The organism is Pseudomonas mandelii, from assembly GCF_024138395.1.
GTDB classification, from domain to species: domain Bacteria; phylum Pseudomonadota; class Gammaproteobacteria; order Pseudomonadales; family Pseudomonadaceae; genus Aquipseudomonas; species Aquipseudomonas mandelii_E.
The window spans coordinates 65,767-83,743 of the sequence record NZ_JAMYDU010000022.1 but is presented as its reverse complement, the minus strand read 5'-3'; the positions used below and the strand labels follow the sequence as shown (position 1 = coordinate 83,743).

The window sequence follows — 17,977 nt, the reverse complement described above, 5'->3', positions numbered from 1 at the left end:
CAAGCGGAGCAGATGGTGCGGGAGGCAATCTTGATCTACAACCAGGAGCGTCCGCACCTATCCCTGAAATACAAAACACCCGATGCGGTGCATCGGGCGTTAGGGTGAAACAGGTGTAAACCTATTTCAGGACTAGACACTTGGATTAAGTCAAATCAGACCGCATCCAGCTCCGGCTCGTCCGCCTGCACATTGTTGGTTGCCTTCACCTCATCGTGGCGACGAATGTACTTCCAGTCTGCCTCGTCGATGTAAATGCCGTTCGGGCCGCTGCCGCCTTCCAGGTCGATGGCGACACTGGCGCAAACTTGCGGCTTCACACTCGCCAGAATCGGCACGAAGCCCAGTTGCAGGCTGGTTTCCAGCAGTGCTGCCTGGTTCTTCTCGTCGATGTCCGCCGCTTCGTCGAGGTAGTACGGCAGGCGCACGCGACCGGCCTGATCGCGGTCCATCAAGTGCAGCAACAAGTACATGTTGGTCAGCGCCTTGATGGTCATGGTGGTGCCGTTGGACGCCGCACCGTCGATGTCGGTGTGGATCACCGGCTGGCCGTTGACCTTGGTAATCTCGAACGCCAGCTCGAACAGATCCTTGAGACCGAGTTGGTTGTGGTTCGCCGCCACCAGGCGCGCCAGGTATTCCTTGGCTTCTTCGTTCTTGTTGTCCTGATCGGCGCTTTGGCTCAGGTCGAAAACGGAAAGGGTTTCGCCTTCTTCGTACTGACCGGCGCTGTGGATGATCTGGTCAATGTGCTTGAGCGCTTCCTTGTTCGGCGCGAGCACGATGCGGAAGCTTTGCAGGTTGGAAACCTGACGCTTGTTGATCTCGCGGTTGAACAGCGCCAGTTGATGTTCGAGGCTGTCATAGTCGCTGCGGATGTTACGCAGGGTCCGGGCGATGTCGGTAACCGCGGCACGGCGGGCCTTGCCCAGGGTAAGGGCTTCATCGGTGCGGTGTGCGTACGCATTGATCAACAGTTGCAGGCGACGCTCCATATCGTCTTCGCTGTCGAACTTGGCCACACCTTTCAGGCGAACCTGAGCGTAGAGCGCGTCGATCTGCCCGTCGCTGCGCAACAGGCCTTGCCAGCTGTCCTGATAGTCATTGAGCAACGGCAGCAGGTTGTCCATGGAATCGTCGACCGGGTCCATGAATGGCGTGCCGAATGGCAGGTCCGCTGGCAACAGCTGACGGCGGCGCAGGGCGTCGTCGAGGGTGCGTTGCTTGGCTTCCATGTCGCCGATCTGCCGGCCGACCAATTGCAACTTGGCCGACAGTTGCTGGACGCGCTCGGTGAAGGCATCGCTGGAACGCTTCAGTTCGTCCTGAGCGGCTTCCATCTGCGCCAGTTGCTCAAGCTTGTCGCCTTCCTCGGCGCTCAGGGTTTGCGCGCGGCGGAAATCTTCCAGGGCTTTCTGCGCATCCAGCACTTGCTGGTACAGCGCTTCGGTCTGGGTCTTGCTGGCCGCGCGGTCGGCTGCCACGGCTTGTTGGGTTTTCAGTTGCTTGAGTTCTTTGTCCAGGCGCTCTTTCTGATCGCGCAACGCCGCGCGGTCAGCCAGGGCTTGCAGCGCTGGCGGCTCGATGTGCGAGATGTCGATGGACAGGCCCGGCACTTCGAAGCGCTCGCCTTTGAAGCCATCAAGGATCAGTTCCATGGATTTGACCCACTGACCATCCTCGTCCAACGTGATGCCGTGTTCACCCAGTGGCAGGCTGAACAGTGCGCTGTTGAACAGGCGCATCAGGCGCTCGACGTCCTGCTGCGAAAACTCTTCGCGCAAACGGGCGTAGCTATTGTTGTCGGCGTGATCGAGTTGTTGCTTGACCGACTTCAGGCGTTTTTCCAGATCCCGCAGACGCTCTTCCAGATCCTCGGCGCTGAACTGCCGCGACTGGGCCAGCGCACCGGCCAGTTCGTCATGCGCGTCCTTGGCGGCGAGCAGTTGCTGCTCGAGGACTTTGACGTCATCGACCAGGGCGAAGCGATGCTTGAGCACCGACAACTCGCCGAGCCAGCGCTGGATGCCGGTGATTTCCCGCTCCAGACGCATCAGCTCCTGAGTGCCGCCGCGCTGATCGTTTTGCAGCGCGTCCTGCTCGTTGCGATAGTGCTCGGCCTGAATCGTCAGTTCTTCCTTGCGCGCACTGGCGTAGTCCGACCAGGTGCCGAGCAAGGAATCAAGCAGTGGCGACAGGCGATGCAGTTTGCCGCGCAAGATGTCCCGCTGTTTCACGCCGTTGGCCAAGGCTTCCACCAACGGTCCGGCAGCGACCAGCGAGTTGTAGTCCTGCTCCATGCGACGTACATCGCGGAAGGCTTCTTCGCACGCGGCGATGTAATCGACGCTGCCGGAACGCAGGCTGTGTTCGAAAGCATCGAGGAACAACTGCTTGAGTTTGGCCGCGGTGATTTCGCGCATGTGCAGCAAGTTGATGAACAGGGCGCGGAAGGTCTTCAGGCTCTGCTCGCTGGTGGAGCGCAACGGAATCAGCGTCAGGTCCAGCGGAATCGACGTGTGACCGCCCACCAGCAAACGACGCAGTTCATCCGGCTTGAGTTCGTAGGCTTTCAGGCCTTCGCGTTCAAGGTTGGTGAACAGCTCTTTCTGCCGCAGACAGGTGTCGTTTTTCTGATAATGCGCCAGGTCGAGTTTGCCGGCATAGGCAAAGAACTGGTGACCGAAACCGCCGCCCGGGCCGCGTCCGACCACGCCGATTACGTGCGGGCCGTGGGGCAGGGAGACTTCCACGAGGATGTAACTGGTGTCCGAGGCGAAGTAGAAACGCCGGGATTGCTCCAGGCTGTACTTGCCGAAACTCATGTCCGACATGCGCGCCAGAATCGGGAACTGCAAGGCGTTGATCGAAGCGGATTTACCGAGGTTGTTCGCGCCGTAAACCGACAGCGGTTCTTCCAGCGGGAACAGGCCGAGGCTGTAGCCGGCGGTGTTCAAAAGGGCAAAGCGGCGAATGCCGTAGCGTTCCTTGCTCATGCGTCGGTCTCCTGTTCTTCGGCAATAGCGCGGGCCATGGCGTCTTCTTCGCTTTCTTCCTCGAAGTCACTGAGGTCCAGCGGATCATCGGTTTGCAGCAGCTTCTCGTCACTATCGTCGTCGACCAACACCGGAACGGGCAATGGCAACACGCTGTGCAGGCTGGCCGCCAGATCGCGGTCCTGCTGAACCGACAGGCACACATCGAGGAAACGGTGCATCGGCGGGAGGAAACGGTAGATGCCGTTTTCTTCGCCAGCAAAACCGAGCTGAGTCATGCGGCGCATGATTTTTTCTTCGAGTTCTTCGACGGTCTGCACTTCGGCCTGGATGAACAGATCACGGTACTTTTCCAGCAATGATGGCAATTCATCGCGACCGAGACTGCCGCCGTCCAACACGGCGACCGGGTCGCGGCCCTGGTCGGCCAGATGCTCGACGAGGATGAAGGTGAACAGCGCCAGACGCTGGGCAGTCTTGTTCACTGCCGCGGCGGCCAGGTCCGGCACGAAGTAGTAGAAACCACGGGTGTCGCAGACCAACTCATAACCCAGCGCCCTGAAAAGCGTGCGGTACTGGTCCTGGAAGTTCGACAACTGCGCGTACAGCTCCGGGTCGCGGCGGCTGACGTGGTAGCCCTTGAACAGTTCGCGGAAGATCGGCGCGAGTTGGGACAGTTCGGATAGATCAAGATGCATGGGGGATGCTCGCAGAATCCTCGGCGGCGCTATCGCGGGCCGAGAGCAGGGCGAAGGAGCGCAGGCTGACCTGGTGCTCGTGAGTGTGGTAATCGCGGCGTTCCAGACGCTCGCGCTTGAAACGTTTTTCCCGCGACAGACGCGAGAACCAGTAAAGCAATTCGTCGGTGGCGCCGTCGGGCTCCTGCTCGAGCAACCAGATCATCAGGTCCGGCATCGGCAGGGCGTCTTCGCAGCGCTCGAGCATCTCCCGAACCGTGCGTGGCGCGCGGGGGGCTTCGCCTTTCTGAGTCTTGTGGGCCTTGGGGAAACGCGCAGGTTTCGGCTCGAAACGGGCCAGGGCGTACACGTAGGCTTCCACCTGACTGGCGCTGCCGAGGAAGGTGCTTTGCGGGCGAGTGAACATCGGCATCGCGGCTTGCGGTACCGCATCGATACCTTTACGACGAATGGCCGACAAGGCCAGCGCCGCGCCACGGGTCACGGCGTTGTGCCGGCGCGCTTCTTCACGCAGCGGCAACAGCAGTTCACGGGCATGACGCAGAGTCAGCTGGGCACTGGTCTGCATTTCGAGGATGCGTGCGTGGGTGCGCAGCAGCATGTCGTCATCGACCAGATGGCCGAGGCGCTGCTGTTCAGTGAGCATCTTCAGCAGGACGTTTTCGACCTTGCGCACGCCTTGCTCGAAGGCGCCGTCGGCGTTCACCAACTGGATCATCGGCTCGACGTATTCATCCCAGGTCGCCAGTACTTCAGCGTAGCGTTGGCGCAGCGGGATCTGCCGGTCGCTGGTCTTGGCCCGCTCGGCGACGGCCACGAGGGCCTGTTCGTCGTTGGCGAGTTTTTTCAGAACGTCCCGCACGCGCATGTCGAGCAGACGCAACTGGCGCGCCAGATCGTTGCCGTCGCGAATGTCGAAGGCGTCCTGAATGTAACCGGCCAGGCGCTCGAGATGGCGCAAATAGGCTTCGATTTCCAGACACAGGCCCAGACGGTGTTCACGGCGCAGGTAAGCGAGAAAGTCGTGGATCTGCGCGTTGAGCTCGAAACGGTTCGGGCTTTTCGCCACGGGAACCAGAATGTCGAGGCGGATCCACACGTCCAGCAGGCTGGTGATGTCCTGCGGTGTACTGTCGAGTTGCTGGGCGGCCAGTTGCGTGCGCAGTTCGTTGAGGCTCAGGGTGCCTTGGTCGAAGTGCTCGCACAGTGGCTCCAGAAGTGCCCAGTGTTCAGCGAGGGCGCGCAAGACGCGCTTGGGTTCGATCATCGGAATGGCCGGCTGGTTGGCGATTAAAAGCCGCGATTGTACTGCATCGCAGCCGTGTCGATTCACTCTCGGGATGGGCTGTCGCCATTTTTCATGGGTGGAAAGACTATCGGTGAAGCCTATCGATCAACAGCGCGGGCGATCTTGAGCGAAGGGCGGTAGAATCACCGCACTTTAGTTATCCACAAGTGGCCGACCTTTGCTTATCGAGTCCCGTCGCCGCGCTTATTTGACCGCCATGCAGGTGGTCAACTGGCTGCCGCGCACCGAATTGCCCTTTGCTGCGCCCTCGCGCCCCGAACTGCTGGAGATGCCCGAGCCATTGGTCGTCGCCCCGGTTGTGCCGATTCCCGTGGCCGAGGCACCGATGGAACCCGTGGTCAAACCGGCCGAACGGGTAAAAATCGAGGTGCCGCGGCCATCGTTGGCCAGCACCCGCACAAACGCCAAGGTCGAAGAAGAGGAGGCCCCGGTCGCGGTCAAGGCGCCGGTCGTTCCGCCACCGCGTTTCGCCCTTCAATTGCTGCGCGCAGGTCGTTGTCTGTTGCTGGTGGAGTTACCCACAGGCGAAAGCTTCCAGACCCGCGATCCGGCGTATCTGTTGCTCAAGGACATGCTGCGCGCCGCCGGCCTGCCAGACAGCCCACAGATCGTCGGCGAGCCGGTGCGCTGGCCGCTGCTGGCTCGCGGCACCATGGATCAAGGACCGGAAGCGGCTCGGGATTTCGTACAAGGCTTTCTGTCGGCCCGTCTGGAAGACGCTCCATGCGTCTGCCTGTGGCTGATTGGCTTGCCGGCGGTGCGTTTTGCCGGTGAGGCCAACGCCGAATCCTTCAACCGTGAACTTCAGGTCGAAGGCCTGGGTTCGGTCTGGGCTCTGCCGGGGCTGGAATTATTAATGGAAGAGCCACAGCGTAAGGCTGATGTCTGGCAAGCCATGCGTCGGCTGATGGCGCGCTGGAAAGAATCGAATGAGTGACGCTGTATCGTTCCGCCCGATGACCGAGGCGGACCTCGACACTGTATTGAAAATCGAATACGCGGCTTACAGCCACCCCTGGACCCGCGGGATTTTTCTCGATGGCTTGGGCAAGTACCAGATCTGGCTGATGTTCGAAGGGCAACAGCAGGTCGGTCACGGCGTGGTGCAGATCATTCTCGACGAGGCGCATTTGCTGAACATCACCGTCAAACCGGAAAATCAGGGCCGGGGCCTGGGTTTGACGCTGCTGGAGCATTTGATGTCGATTGCCTACAAGGCAGAGGCGAGGGAATGTTTTCTGGAAGTGCGCGACAGCAACCGGGCGGCGTTTCGGTTGTATGAGCGGTATGGGTTCAACGAAATCGGCCGTCGACGGGATTACTACCCGGCCGTTGGCGGGCGCGAAGATGCCGTGGTCATGGCCTGCACGTTAGTGGATTGAGCCTTAAAAGCTTCGCGGGCAAGCCTCGCTCCTACAGGTTTTTGCATCCATTCCGTAGGAGCGAGGCTTGCCCGCGAAGGCGCCCTCACTGACGACAACGATCAACGCTTGCCATCCATTGGATCGCGCCGCGCCAACTCTGCTTCGTCCAGCCCGTTGCCCCCGCCGATGTCGTCTTCATCGACAATGCTCAAATCCCAATCCGCCTGGTCGCCTTCACCCTCTTCGCGGGCATCCCGGGCGCCGTCTTCACGGATCAAGGTTTCCGGGCTCATGTCATCGTCGGTGGATTCATGGTCATCGGTCGAGCCGCCGGTCATGCCAGCTTCACGGACGCGTTCGTCGGGGATCTTCTGCGCACGCTCGCGCTCGGGGATCAAGTCGCCGATTCTGGCGCCAGGTTCTTCCTCATCGAAATCCAGCTCATGTACTGAGCCCATGCGGTCTTCGTTGTCGTCGATGGGCTCGGGTTGCGCCTCATCGAACGGACGTCGTGAATCAGTCATGGCATTCCCTCATACTGTAGGCCTTACTACAGTTGACCTACCGGGCTTACGAGAATTCCACCGGCAGGGAACGCCGGATAGCCATTTATGCATCAGAGGGTATCTGCATCTCGCGCGTGACCCCAACACAGGGTTGTCTGTCAAAGCAGCAAATCATTCTTGAGGCTTCATTGCATGAACGAATTACAAGATCTGATTGATAACAATGAGCGCTGGGCCGACGCGATCACCAAGGAAGATCCTGATTTCTTCGCCAAGCTGGCTCGTCAACAAACCCCGGAGTACCTGTGGATAGGTTGCTCCGATGCGCGGGTGCCGGCCAATGAAATCGTCGGCATGCTGCCGGGCGATCTGTTTGTGCACCGCAACGTGGCCAACGTTGTACTGCACACCGACCTTAACTGCCTGTCGGTGATTCAGTACGCGGTTGATGTACTCAAGGTCAAACACATCCTGGTCACTGGCCACTATGGCTGCGGCGGTGTACGCGCCTCGATGCAGGACCGCCAGTTGGGCCTGATCGACGGTTGGTTGCGTTCGATTCGCGATCTCTATTATGAAAAGCGCGACGAACTGGCCAAGTTGTCCACCGAAGAAGAGCGGGTCGACCGCCTTTGCGAGCTCAACGTGATCCAGCAGGTGGCCAACGTCGGTCATACCAGCATTGTGCAAAACGCCTGGCACCGCGGGCAGAGCCTGTCGATCCATGGCTGCATTTATGGCATCAAGGACGGTCGCTGGAAAAGCCTGAACGCCACCATCAGTGGTTTCGAACAGTTGCCGCCGCAGTACCGTTTGCGTCCGGTCGAAACATTGTAAAAACCTTTCAACTTTGACTTCGCCGACGCCAGTGTTGAAAGAACTGTTCTCCACTGGCATTCGGCGACTCGTCATAGCCGATGATCCAGCCACGGCAGCACGGACAACCGCAGCGGCAGGCGAACTGCCGCAGCAATTTGTCTTCTGTCGCGGCGAAGTCCATCGTCAGCCGGTCACCCTTTTTGATGTCTTTGAGCGCCCATAACCACAGCTCGCTCATATCGAGAAAGACGTTGGGATCGCAGGAGTGGCTCAGCAGACCACAGAAGCGCGGATCGTAGACGTGAATTCCAGGCGCCAGCTGCCGGGTGTATCGGCAGCGATAGGGCAGCAGATGTCCAGAAACCCGGCAGATTCGGCTGATGCGGGGGTACTCGCGCAGTGCCGTGACAGCTATTGCCGATCCCTGCGTGTTGTAGATGGTTTCAAAGTCACTTTTGGAGGGGAATCCAAGGCGAAGGGGTAACTCTACAAATGGATAGATGCCATTGGATGGTGATGCGGGTGTTCCTTGTTCGGCATAGGCTCTCATAGCAATCCTTGTCAGCTGAGTGCTACGACCTCCATCAGCTGAGCTCCTGTCAGCTCTGCAGCACTTGGGTACGCTCCAAGCCTCTCGTAAATAAAACAGCCGGTCTACTGTCAGATATGACAGGCGAAGAAAGCTCTTTCCCGCGTGAGCCATGGCTCACGCGGGAAAGACTTTCATCGTTTACAAGTGTGGCGCAGGAGCAGAAGTTGCAAGAGACGGGCTCTTCAGCTGTTTCAGCTGAGATTTCACTGTCGTTGTTGCGCATTTGGCCACGGCCTGTTCGGGCGTCAGGTTGCGGATCGAGGTGTAGAACAGCTCGCAGGTTTTTTCTTTCTGGGCCACTTGCCAGGTCTGAGTACAGCTTTTCAGCTGAACGGTAGGGTCGGTACCTGGTTTGCTGCCCATCCCCGCTTGCCAGCACGCGGCGCTCAAATCCTGTCCCATGACTTTCAGCCCCGCTGCGTCAGCCTTGGCCTGGGCATCGCTGCCGCTGTAGGCCTCGGGATCGGCGGCGTACCAGATGTAGCTCGGATGGTTGGAACCCAGTACCGGCACCTTCAAGCCCTCGCTCGGGCTGATAGTTGCCAGGCCCAGCACGTCTACGGTCGGCCCGTATTGTTGCTTGATCCAGTTACGCACCGGTGCGCCGAAGGCAACCATTGGCAACGCAGCGCCGCTGGCGTTCTGGCTGACTTCCTTGACCATGGTGGTCTGGTAATCCTTGAAGTAGTCATAGACGCCCTCAAGGTCCTTGCCGGCGCTGGACGGCGCGGCAATCGGCGCGATGTCGATGATGGTCTGATAGCCCGGTGTCTGGTCGACAGGGATGCCGTTGGCAGTCAGCAGCGTGGCCCAACGGTCGGTGGTCTTGGACTCCAGGTAGTCCTGGGCCTGGGTCAGCGAATAATCCGGCGGGAAGTGCAGCAGTTCGACGCTTTTGCGATTTTCCAACGCCATGCCCAGCGGCAGGAACAGATACCAGCTATAGGTCCATTTACCATCGGCACTCAGCTTGCTGGCGCCGTTGTAAGCCAAATCCCCAGCGTTGAGTAAAGCGGTCAATGGCTTGTCATAGCCTTTGGGCACACCGCTGATAGTGGCGTAGAGCTGCTTATTGTCGGTTTTTACCAGCACTTTTGCGGTTTTGTAGCCATCGCGTTGTACGCTTTGAGTCAGGTAGTGCTCGACTGTCTGTTCCAGCGTCCAGTTGCGATAGCAGATGACACTGCAGTTGTTGGGGTAGGCGAACAGCCGGGTGACACGTTCGGTACTGCCCAGGTTCAGATCGACATCGGCGTGAGCGGCGGCACTCAGGGTGATTGCGGCCAAGGTGAGTCCTGCGAGTTTGAACATGCTCAGATCCTTTTCAGCGTGAGCCCTCGGAGGCGGGGCGGGTACATACTGAAACTACTTGTGTCGAGCGGTCTAGTGCTCATGTGAAAAGATCGCCGGTTTCACAGACGGTTTAAAATGCGTTAGTACCCGATGTGGGGCAGGAAGTTGTGTTCTGCGTGGTGAAGGAAACGGTGTTCGTGTAGCGACTATTTTTGTAGGACAACCCAGAAACACTCTTCAGAAAATAACCCCAAGGCCGATGGTTAGGCTGTAAGCCGCTTTTTACCTCTGTCCATCGGTGCTTTCCCATGTTCAACAAACGCTTGAAGCAGGAGCTGTCGGCTCTTCGCGAAGAACTCTCCAGCCTTCAGCAAGTCAAGGAGAGCCTGGACAGCGAGATGCTGGTCCTGACCGTTGAGTCCGATGGCAGGATTCAATCGGCCAATCAGAACTTCATGGGTGAAATGCTCTACAAGGGCCCTGATCTGGTCGGCCGACACATCGAAGACATCGTTCCCATCCATGTGAAATCGGACGAATTCCACCGCCGCTTCAAGACTGCGTTGACCCGTGGCGAGCACTTTGCCGGCACGGTTCGTTTGCTGCGGGGCAACGGTGCCGAAGCCTGGTTGCGGTCAATCATGCAACCGGTGCGATCCGCGGATGGCCGGATCAAACACTTCTCGATTTACTCCAGCGACCTGACCCGCACCATCGAGGCATCCCGTGAGCACGAGAACCTGATCGGCGCACTGGTGCGCTCGACCGCGATCATCGAGTTCGACCTCAATGGCAACGTACTGATGGCGAACGAGCGGTTTCTCAACGGTATGGGCTACAGTCTGGCGCAGGTCCAGGGCAAACATCACCGCACTTTCTGCGAACCTGAGGAATATAACAGCGCCGAGTATCAGAACTTCTGGCGTCGGCTGAACGCCGGCGAATTTGTGGCCGATCGTTTCAAGCGTATCGATAGCCACGGTCGCGTGGTCTGGCTGGAGGCTTCCTACAATCCGGTGGTCGATGCCAACAACAAACTCTACAAAGTGGTGAAATTCGCTACGGTGATTACCGATCAGGTCAATCGGGAGCAGGCTGTCGCCGAAGCCGCCAACATCGCCTACAGCACCTCACAGCAAACCGACAGTAGCGCCCAGCGCGGTACCACCGTGGTGACTCAAGCGGTGGACGTCATGCGTGACCTGGCCAAACACATGCAAACCGCTGGCGAAGGCATCGAGGCGCTGAACGCGCAATCGCTGGTGATCGGCACCATCGTCAAAACCATCAGTGGGATCGCCGAGCAGACCAACCTGCTGGCGCTCAACGCGGCCATCGAAGCGGCTCGCGCCGGTGAACAGGGTCGAGGTTTTGCCGTGGTGGCTGACGAAGTCCGGCAACTGGCCTCGCGTACCAGCCAGGCGACCGATGAAATCGTCGGCGTCGTACGCCAGAACCAAGACATGGCGCGCAACGCCGTGGCCCTGATGACCGATGGCAAACTCCAGGCCGAACAGGGATTGGCGCTGGCGGCGGAGGCGGGCACGGTGATCGTCGAGATCCAGGACGGAGCACAGAAAGTGGTGAACGCGGTTGGGCAGTTTGCCAATCAGTTATCGACTTGATGCTATCTGTTCGGCATGAATAGCGCTAAAAACGTCAGGCCTGCTTTTGCGGTTTGATCAGACTCTCAGCAGGTATCCCGAATAGATCATGAAGCTTCCAGATCATCGGAAGCGTCAACGCACGCTTACCGTTGAGTACTTCATAAACCCGGTTTGTGCGGCCAATGGCAGGTGCCAGATCAGCTGCGGACAGGCCGGACTGCTCCATGCGAAATTTGATCGCGTCGATCGGAGTGGGTAGATCGATCGGAAATTGCTTCGCTTCATAGGCCTCGATGAGAGTAATCATGATGTCGAAGTAATCGCCTTCGGGGGTTCCCGGCTCAGGCTCATTGTTGAATAGGGCAGATACGTTCTTGAGGGCTGCACGGTAGTCCTCGTCGGTGTGAATCGGGTGAATGTTCATGGGTTACTCCATCTCGACGGTATCAGCGTCGATCCCATCGTACTGCTTGTGGGTGCCGACAAATTTTATGTACACAGCGCCGAAGCGATAGGCCACCGCGACTACTAACCGAAAGTCATTGCCCTTGATGTTGAACACGACTCTGCGGCTTTTGAGAATGCTGGCGGTGGCAAAGTGTGCCTTGATGTCAGCAGGCGTCTTCCAGTCCGCTTTCCTTGATTCGTCAATCCAGGCCAGAAAAGATTGTTCTGAGTCCGGGTATCTCTCCCAAAAACTTTTCAGCTGACTGATGGCGATGATTCTCATGACATGATCCTAGTCCCGTGGCGGGACTTGTGCAAGTTTGTGGCAGAGTAGTCGACATGTGGAGAGTAAAATCGACTGCTGCAATCAGGCACTGCCGAAAGCTGATTTGATGAGATGGGTTAACAGGGCATTCGAGCAAAAAACGGTTTTCATACTCTATCTAAGAGGTAGCAATTTGAGGGTAGGAAAAGGCTACGCGAGACACCTGATCAGGATTCTTCGCCAATAAAAAAAGGCCTACCACCCGGTAAGCCTTTTCTCATTCCTGCGTATGACTCAATCCCCCAACGCTTCCCCCTCGCGTCGCGGATCGGCCCCACCGGCCAATGCCGCTCTCCCTTGCGCATCCTTGACCCGAACAATCGCTTGAGTCCCGCTGGTCATGTCGATCTCGTTGACGTTGTGCCCTTTGTCCTTCAGTGCCTGAATCAGCTCTGTGCTGAACTGCCCCTGTTCCAGTTCGGTCGGGCCGTTGCGGCTGCCGAAATTGGGCAGGCTGATGGCCGCTTGCGGGTCGAGGTTCCAGTCGAGCAGGCCGATGGTGGATTTGGCCACGTATTCGATGATTTGCGAGCCGCCGGGGGAGCCGACGGTGGCCAGGAACTCGCCGTTCTGACGGTCGAAGATCAGCGTGGGCGCCATGGACGAGCGCGGGCGTTTACCCGGTTCGACGCGGTTGGCGACTTTTTGTCCGTTCTCTTCAGGGATGAACGAGAAGTCGGTCATCTGGTTGTTGAGCACAAACCCCTGGACCATCAGGTGCGAGCCAAATGCTGCTTCCACGGTGGTGGTCATGGACACCGCGCCGCCTTCGTCATCGACTGCCACCACTTGCGAGGTAGAGATGCGCAGGGGCGAGCGGTCCGGCGCATAGGCAACTTGAATACCCGGTGGGGTGCCGGGTTTGGCCGCACCCATGCTGCGGTCGCCAATCAAGGTGGCGCGGCTGGTCAGGTAAGCCGGGTCGATCAGACTTTTTACCGGCACGGGTACGAAGTCGGTGTCGGCGACGTACTGCGCTCGGTCGGCGTAAGCCAGGCGCTCTGCTTCGGCGATCAGGTGCACAGCTTCCGGGGCTGGTTCGATGCCTGCCGGTTTGCTGGTCTTGACCGGTTTGAGTGATGCCAAGGCAAAACGCGGGTCGCGAGATTCCAATGCCTGCAAGGTGCCGAGAATCTGCGCCACGGCGATCCCACCCGACGATGGTGGCGGCATGCCGCAAACCTGCCAGCGCTTATAGTCGGTACACAGCGGCGCGCGTTCCTTGGCCTTGTAGCCTTGGAGATCGCTCAGCGACAGACTGCCGGGGTTGGCGTGCCCCTGAACCTTGGCAACGATCTCTTTCGCAATCGGGCCTTTGTACAGCGCGTCGGGGCCTTCATTGGCTATGCGTTTGAACACTGCGGCGAGTGTCGGGTTTTTCAGCTGTGTGCCGATGGCTTTCGGGCTGCCATCGGCATTCAGAAAGTAAGCGGCCATGTCCGGTGAGCGCTGTATGAACGCGTCTGCGGCGATCAACTGATGCAGTCGTGGCGAAATGGCGAAGCCTTGTTCCGCCAGTTTGATGGCGGGCTCGAACAACTTCGCCCACGGCAGGCGACCGTGCTTTTGATGGGCCAGTTCAAGTGCCCGCAATACTCCCGGCGTTCCCACCGAGCGTCCGCCGATCTGTGCCTGGGTGAACGGCATCGGTTTGCCGTCGGCTTGCAGGAACAGTTTTTCGGTGGCGCCGGCCGGAGCAGTTTCGCGCCCGTCATAGGTGCGTACAGCCTTGCCATCCCACAGGACAATCAGTGCACCACCGCCGATACCCGACGATTGCGGTTCGACCAGCGTCAATACCGCTTGCATGGCAATGGCCGCATCAATCGCCGAGCCGCCCTCACGCAGCATCTCCCGCCCGGCTTCGGCTGCCAGCGGGTTGGCGGCCGCGGCCATGTGTTTCGAGGCATGCCGGGTCTGCAGGTCGGTGCGATAACCGGAGGCGATTTCCGGCGCGACTGGCAGAGTAGTGACTGGCGACGAAGAGGTGCACGCGGCGAGGGTTAAAGTGGTGGCGATCAGCGACAAGGCTGACAGGCGAAAGCGACTCAAGTGGAAGGCTGAGAACACGCGGGGCACTCCGTCCATGGGATAAATGTCCGGGGACTTTATCGGTCTGGGGGGAGCGACGCAAATCAGGTCCGCCGTACTGAAACGAATGCCACTTTTCTCGAGGCATAAAAAAACGGCCTACCTTTCGGTAAGCCGTTTTTAGTACTTGGTGGCTACACAGGGACTTGAACCCCGGACCCCAGCATTATGAATGCTATGCTCTAACCAACTGAGCTATGTAGCCAAGTGGCGCGCATTATTCACCTGGAACGAAGAAGCGTCAAGCGTAAATTTAAAATATTTCTCCACACTTTCAACCGCTTATCCCGCTGACCCGAAAAATCGGGCCACGGGAGGGCGTCAATTGAGCTGAAATCTCCCGGTATTCGCACTCAAGGCCTTGCTGCCCTGGCTCAAGGTGTCTGCCGCGAGGTTCACCGCCCGTGCACCTTCAAGCAAGCGTACCGCGGCCTGATCGACTTGCTGGATGTTGCCGCTGACTTCATCTGCGGTGCTCGCTTGCTCTTCGACAGCGGTAGCGATCTGCGCCAGGGTGTCGGTGACACTCTGCACCGCGCTGGCGATTTCCCCCAGGCGCTCGCCCAGACCGGTGACGGCTTGCGCATCCGATTGCGCCTGGCCGCAGGCGGCCTCCATCAGGCTTACCGCTTCGTTGACGGTGCTGCGCAAGCTGTCGACGGTGCCGGCGATTTGCGCAGTGGAGGATTGGGTGCGCTGGGACAGGCTGCGCACTTCATCGGCCACCACGGCAAAGCCACGACCTTGCTCGCCGGCTCGTGCGGCCTCGATGGCGGCGTTGAGGGCCAGCAGATTGGTTTGCTCGGCGACGCCGCGAATGGTATCGACCACCAATTGAATCTGCTGCCCTTGCTCGCTGACCCGGCCCAGTGCCGCCGCAGTGTCGTTCAAGCGCTGATTGAGCTGCTGAATACTCGCTGTCGTGCGTTGGCTGTCACGGCTGCTGTCGGCGGCGATACGCTGGGTGTGCTGAGCGCTGCCTGAGGCTTGTTCGCAACTCTGGGCTACTCCTTGAGAAGTGGCCGCCAGTTGCGTGGCCGCAGCGGCGATCTGGCTGATCTGCAATTGCTGAGCCTCGACTTCGCCGAGAGCGCCGCTGGAGTGATCGTTGAGGGCGCGCACCGCGTTGCTCAGTTGCAGGGTTTCGTGATCGACCCCCAGCAGGCTGTTGCGCAGTTGCACCACCGCAACATTGAGGGCGGTGCTGATTGCCGCGAGTTCGTCGCGGCCCTGCACCGGTACTTGCAGGCTCAGGTTGCCGTCACGCAACGCTTCGGCCAGTAGCGTGATGCCGCTGGCGCTGCGACGGATCGAGGCCTGCAAACAGATGAACAAGTACAGCGCGGCCAGCAGCAGGCAGCCAAAAACTGTCGCCACCAGGATGAACTGGCGGATCGCCGAGCCGTGGTAATAATCCAGCCGCTGATCCAGTGAAACCAACGATTGCTGACGCAGCGAGGCGAGGTCGCCGAGGAGGGCGTCGAGGTTGCGTTCAAAATCTTCCGGCTTGAGATTAATGCTACCGCCAAAGACACCCTCGTCCAGCACTTTCAAACCGCCGTCCAGGCGCTTGAGGCTGTCGTGGTATTGCCCGGCCCAGGTTTGCAAAGCACTGGGCAGACGCGCTTCCAGCAGACCAGCCGTTTTAACGAGCTGCTCCCGGGCATCGCCGATGCGGCTACGCAAGTCCCGCAGTTGCAGACGGCTTTGCAGGGTGAACTGCCCGGACACTACAGAGGCCTGACCAACGGCGGCGAGGCGACCGACCCGTTCGATCAGGTCCGGTGCGTGTTGAGTGGAAATCTGCGTCAGCAGCCAGGTTTCCAGCCACGGCGCGAGGGTCAGGCGACTGTCCATGGCGATTTGTTCGCGCAAGGCTTGCAGGGCACTCAAGGCATTGGTGAAGCGATCGTAACCGTCCGGCCACCAACCGACGCTGCTCAGGCTTTTCGAGTCCAGGCTATTGAGGGCGGTTTGCAGGGCCTGGTAGCGGATGAGGGTTTGACCCTCGGCGCCTTCGGTTTTCAGAGCATTCCCAAGATCCGTGGTGGCTTGGGCGACAGCCGGCTGACCCGCGTCGAACGCTGCCATCGCCGCAATGGTTGCGGGTGTCGGCTGGCGATTGGTTTCGGTGGCGCGCCAACGAGCGGCGCGGTTACGTTGGGCGGCGAGCAGATTGTCGAGCGTATCGAGGGCGAGCAATTGACGAACCCCGGCACGCTCGCCGGAAATCAGGCTCAACTTGTCACGATAATCCTGACCGATCATCCATAGGCTGCCCCCGAGTGGCAGGATAAACAACAGAAACAGCAGCTGAAATTTGCGCGCGAAGCCGAAACGCCCCAGCAACCCGATCCCCGGTGATAAAAAAGCCTGCATGCCCCATGACTCCTCTGGACACCACGCACCATTTGCGTGCGCCGAGGTCATTGCGACCGCGACTCGTGCCCTTCTAAAAGGCCTCGAAAGTTCACCTTGGTCCGCTCTGTAGGCCGACTCTGTAGCGAAACTTCCCATTCTCGGTTCCCTTTGTAAGGGGCCGCGTTGAAGCGGATAAACAAGGCAAGATTCAGACCATGGCTTTGCGCTATCACCTTCTTTTTTTGAAGTCGTTAGCAGGCTAAGGGGATGGCGCAACCGCACCGAAAAATGGCACATTGACCGACCTGCCAGCGCGCACCCATCCGCAGTACGGAAACTCTCATGGCCATCAGCAACGTTCAGTCCGCCGCGACGTCGGCGCCCGCGACCTCACAAAGCAGTCCGCTGGTCATGCGCATCATCGGCGCGGTGGCGCTGGCGCATTTGATCAATGATCTGATTCAGGCGGTATTGCCGTCGATCTATCCGATGCTCAAGGCCAGCTATGGCCTGACCTTCACTCAGATCGGCCTGATCACTCTGACCTTTCAACTGACGGCCTCGCTATTGCAGCCATGGGTCGGTTACCACACTGATCGTCATCCCAAACCCTGGCTGTTGCCGGCCGGTACCGTGTGCACCTTGATCGGCATTCTGATGATGTCCGTGGTCGGTAGTTTCCCGATGATTTTGCTGGCGGCGGGGTTGATCGGTGTCGGCTCATCGACCTTTCACCCGGAAGCTTCTCGGGTGGCGCGATTGGCCTCGGGCGGGCGCTTCGGCTTGGCGCAGTCGACGTTTCAGGTGGGCGGGAATGCGGGCTCGGCTTTCGGGCCGTTGCTGGCGGCGGCGATCATCATTCCCTACGGTCAGGGTCATGTGGCCTGGTTCGGATTGTTCGCGCTGTTTGCGCTGTTCGTGCTGTATCGGATCAGTCGCTGGTACGCCAACCATCTGAACCTGTTCAAGCTCAAACAAGGTCAGGCAGCGACTCACGGCTTGTCGAAAGGCCGGGTGATCAGTGCGCTGGTGGTACTCGGGTTGCTGGTGTTCTCCAAGTACTTCTATATGGCCAGCCTCACCAGTTACTTCACGTTCTACCTGATTGAAAAATTTGACCTGTCGGTGGCCAGTTCGCAGCTGCACCTGTTCCTGTTTCTCGGTGCGGTAGCGGCGGGGACCTTTTTTGGCGGGCCGATCGGCGACAAGATTGGGCGCAAGGCGGTGATCTGGTTCTCGATCCTCGGCGTTGCGCCGTTCACCCTGATGCTGCCCCACGTCGACCTGTTCTGGACCAGCGTCCTGAGCGTGGTGATCGGTTTCATCCTCGCCTCGGCGTTCTCGGCCATTGTGGTGTATGCGCAAGAACTGGTGCCGGGGAATGTCGGGATGATTGCCGGGGTGTTCTTCGGCCTGATGTTCGGCTTCGGCGGGATTGGCGCGGCGCTACTCGGGCATCTGGCGGATGTCCACGGCATCGAGTACGTGTACTTCCTGTGTTCGTTCCTGCCGTTGCTTGGGGTGCTGGCGATTTTCCTGCCCGGAACCAGAAAAGCCTGAACCAACACC

General features: G+C 59.3%; 16 protein-coding genes, 1 tRNA gene and 1 pseudogene. 7 read left to right on the top strand and 11 right to left on the bottom strand.

From position 1 onward, the window contains the following. Positions 1-108, top strand: a 108-nt coding sequence (locus tag NHU87_RS23650; RefSeq protein WP_253552599.1) for an integrase core domain-containing protein, incomplete at its 5' end; no start/stop codon positions are given. 47 nt (positions 109-155) lie between these two features. Here NHU87_RS23650 and mksF read toward each other — a convergent pair. From mksF to mksB, 3 genes are read right to left on the bottom strand one after another with little or no spacing between them, the layout of a single operon-like run. Continuing rightward, complete coding sequence (gene mksF / locus NHU87_RS23645) at positions 156-2,996, bottom strand: Mks condensin complex protein MksF (protein WP_253552866.1); 2,841 nt, start codon at positions 2,994-2,996, stop codon at positions 156-158. Then, positions 2,993-3,694 (bottom strand): Mks condensin complex protein MksE, encoded by a 702-nt coding sequence (gene mksE / locus NHU87_RS23640; RefSeq protein ID WP_253552864.1) that lies wholly within the window; start codon positions 3,692-3,694, stop codon positions 2,993-2,995. Before mksE ends, mksF begins: the two co-directional genes overlap by 4 nt. Next, positions 3,684-4,961 (bottom strand): Mks condensin complex protein MksB, encoded by a 1,278-nt coding sequence (gene mksB / locus NHU87_RS23635; RefSeq protein WP_253552862.1) that lies wholly within the window; start codon positions 4,959-4,961, stop codon positions 3,684-3,686. The genes mksE and mksB overlap by 11 nt, the downstream gene beginning before the upstream one ends. Before the next feature lie 238 nt (positions 4,962-5,199). On the opposite strand from mksB, the gene NHU87_RS23630 reads away from it, so the two are divergent. Together NHU87_RS23630 and rimI are read left to right on the top strand one after the other, a co-directional pair. Beyond that, complete coding sequence (locus tag NHU87_RS23630; RefSeq protein ID WP_253552872.1) at positions 5,200-5,940, top strand: energy transducer TonB; 741 nt, start codon at positions 5,200-5,202, stop codon at positions 5,938-5,940. Beyond that, positions 5,933-6,385: a ribosomal protein S18-alanine N-acetyltransferase gene (gene rimI / locus NHU87_RS23625; RefSeq protein ID WP_007896888.1), complete on the top strand. Its 453-nt coding sequence runs from the start codon at positions 5,933-5,935 to the stop codon at positions 6,383-6,385. Before NHU87_RS23630 ends, rimI begins: the two co-directional genes overlap by 8 nt. 101 nt (positions 6,386-6,486) lie before the next feature. On the opposite strand, the gene NHU87_RS23620 is transcribed toward rimI, so the two are convergent. After that, positions 6,487-6,891, bottom strand: a complete 405-nt coding sequence (locus NHU87_RS23620; RefSeq protein WP_253552860.1) for a serine kinase/phosphatase — start codon at positions 6,889-6,891, stop codon at positions 6,487-6,489. Between the two features lie 174 nt (positions 6,892-7,065). On the opposite strand from NHU87_RS23620, the gene can reads away from it, so the two are divergent. Continuing rightward, on the top strand, positions 7,066-7,710 hold the full coding sequence (gene can, locus NHU87_RS23615) for a carbonate dehydratase (RefSeq protein WP_253552859.1): 645 nt from the start codon (positions 7,066-7,068) through the stop codon (positions 7,708-7,710). Positions 7,711-7,717: 7 nt separating this feature from the next. On the opposite strand, the gene NHU87_RS23610 is transcribed toward can, so the two are convergent. Then, positions 7,718-8,242 (bottom strand): SET domain-containing protein, encoded by a 525-nt coding sequence (locus NHU87_RS23610; protein WP_253552858.1) that lies wholly within the window; start codon positions 8,240-8,242, stop codon positions 7,718-7,720. A gap of 180 nt (positions 8,243-8,422) precedes the next feature. Next, positions 8,423-9,595 (bottom strand): hypothetical protein, encoded by a 1,173-nt coding sequence (locus NHU87_RS23605; RefSeq protein WP_253552857.1) that lies wholly within the window; start codon positions 9,593-9,595, stop codon positions 8,423-8,425. Positions 9,596-9,885: 290 nt separating this feature from the next. Here NHU87_RS23605 and NHU87_RS28725 point away from each other — a divergent pair. Beyond that, positions 9,886-10,614 (top strand): annotated as a pseudogene (locus NHU87_RS28725) (PAS domain-containing protein); the annotation flags it as partial. Next, positions 10,594-11,202: a methyl-accepting chemotaxis protein gene (locus NHU87_RS28720; protein WP_437180854.1), complete on the top strand. Its 609-nt coding sequence runs from the start codon at positions 10,594-10,596 to the stop codon at positions 11,200-11,202. The pseudogene NHU87_RS28725 and the gene NHU87_RS28720, both read left to right, overlap by 21 nt. Positions 11,203-11,236: 34 nt before the next feature. Here NHU87_RS28720 and NHU87_RS23595 read toward each other — a convergent pair whose 3' ends face one another. The 5 genes from NHU87_RS23595 to NHU87_RS23575 all read right to left on the bottom strand — a co-directional run bounded on the left by NHU87_RS23595 (position 11,237) and on the right by NHU87_RS23575 (position 16,426). Next, positions 11,237-11,608: a helix-turn-helix domain-containing protein gene (locus tag NHU87_RS23595; RefSeq protein WP_253552855.1), complete on the bottom strand. Its 372-nt coding sequence runs from the start codon at positions 11,606-11,608 to the stop codon at positions 11,237-11,239. Positions 11,609-11,611: 3 nt separating this feature from the next. Further along, positions 11,612-11,914, bottom strand: a complete 303-nt coding sequence (locus NHU87_RS23590; protein WP_223488037.1) for a type II toxin-antitoxin system HigB family toxin — start codon at positions 11,912-11,914, stop codon at positions 11,612-11,614. A gap of 276 nt (positions 11,915-12,190) precedes the next feature. Continuing rightward, positions 12,191-14,026 (bottom strand): gamma-glutamyltransferase, encoded by a 1,836-nt coding sequence (gene ggt / locus NHU87_RS23585; RefSeq protein WP_253552854.1) that lies wholly within the window; start codon positions 14,024-14,026, stop codon positions 12,191-12,193. Positions 14,027-14,175: 149 nt separating this feature from the next. Next, positions 14,176-14,252 (bottom strand) — tRNA-Met (locus NHU87_RS23580). A gap of 116 nt (positions 14,253-14,368) precedes the next feature. Beyond that, positions 14,369-16,426, bottom strand: coding sequence for a methyl-accepting chemotaxis protein (locus NHU87_RS23575; protein WP_253552852.1), 2,058 nt, complete (start codon positions 16,424-16,426; stop codon positions 14,369-14,371). 324 nt (positions 16,427-16,750) lie between these two features. Here NHU87_RS23575 and NHU87_RS23570 point away from each other — a divergent pair, with 324 nt between their 5' ends. Then, positions 16,751-17,968, top strand: a complete 1,218-nt coding sequence (locus tag NHU87_RS23570; RefSeq protein WP_253552850.1) for an MFS transporter — start codon at positions 16,751-16,753, stop codon at positions 17,966-17,968. The last annotated feature ends 9 nt before the right edge of the window (positions 17,969-17,977 follow it).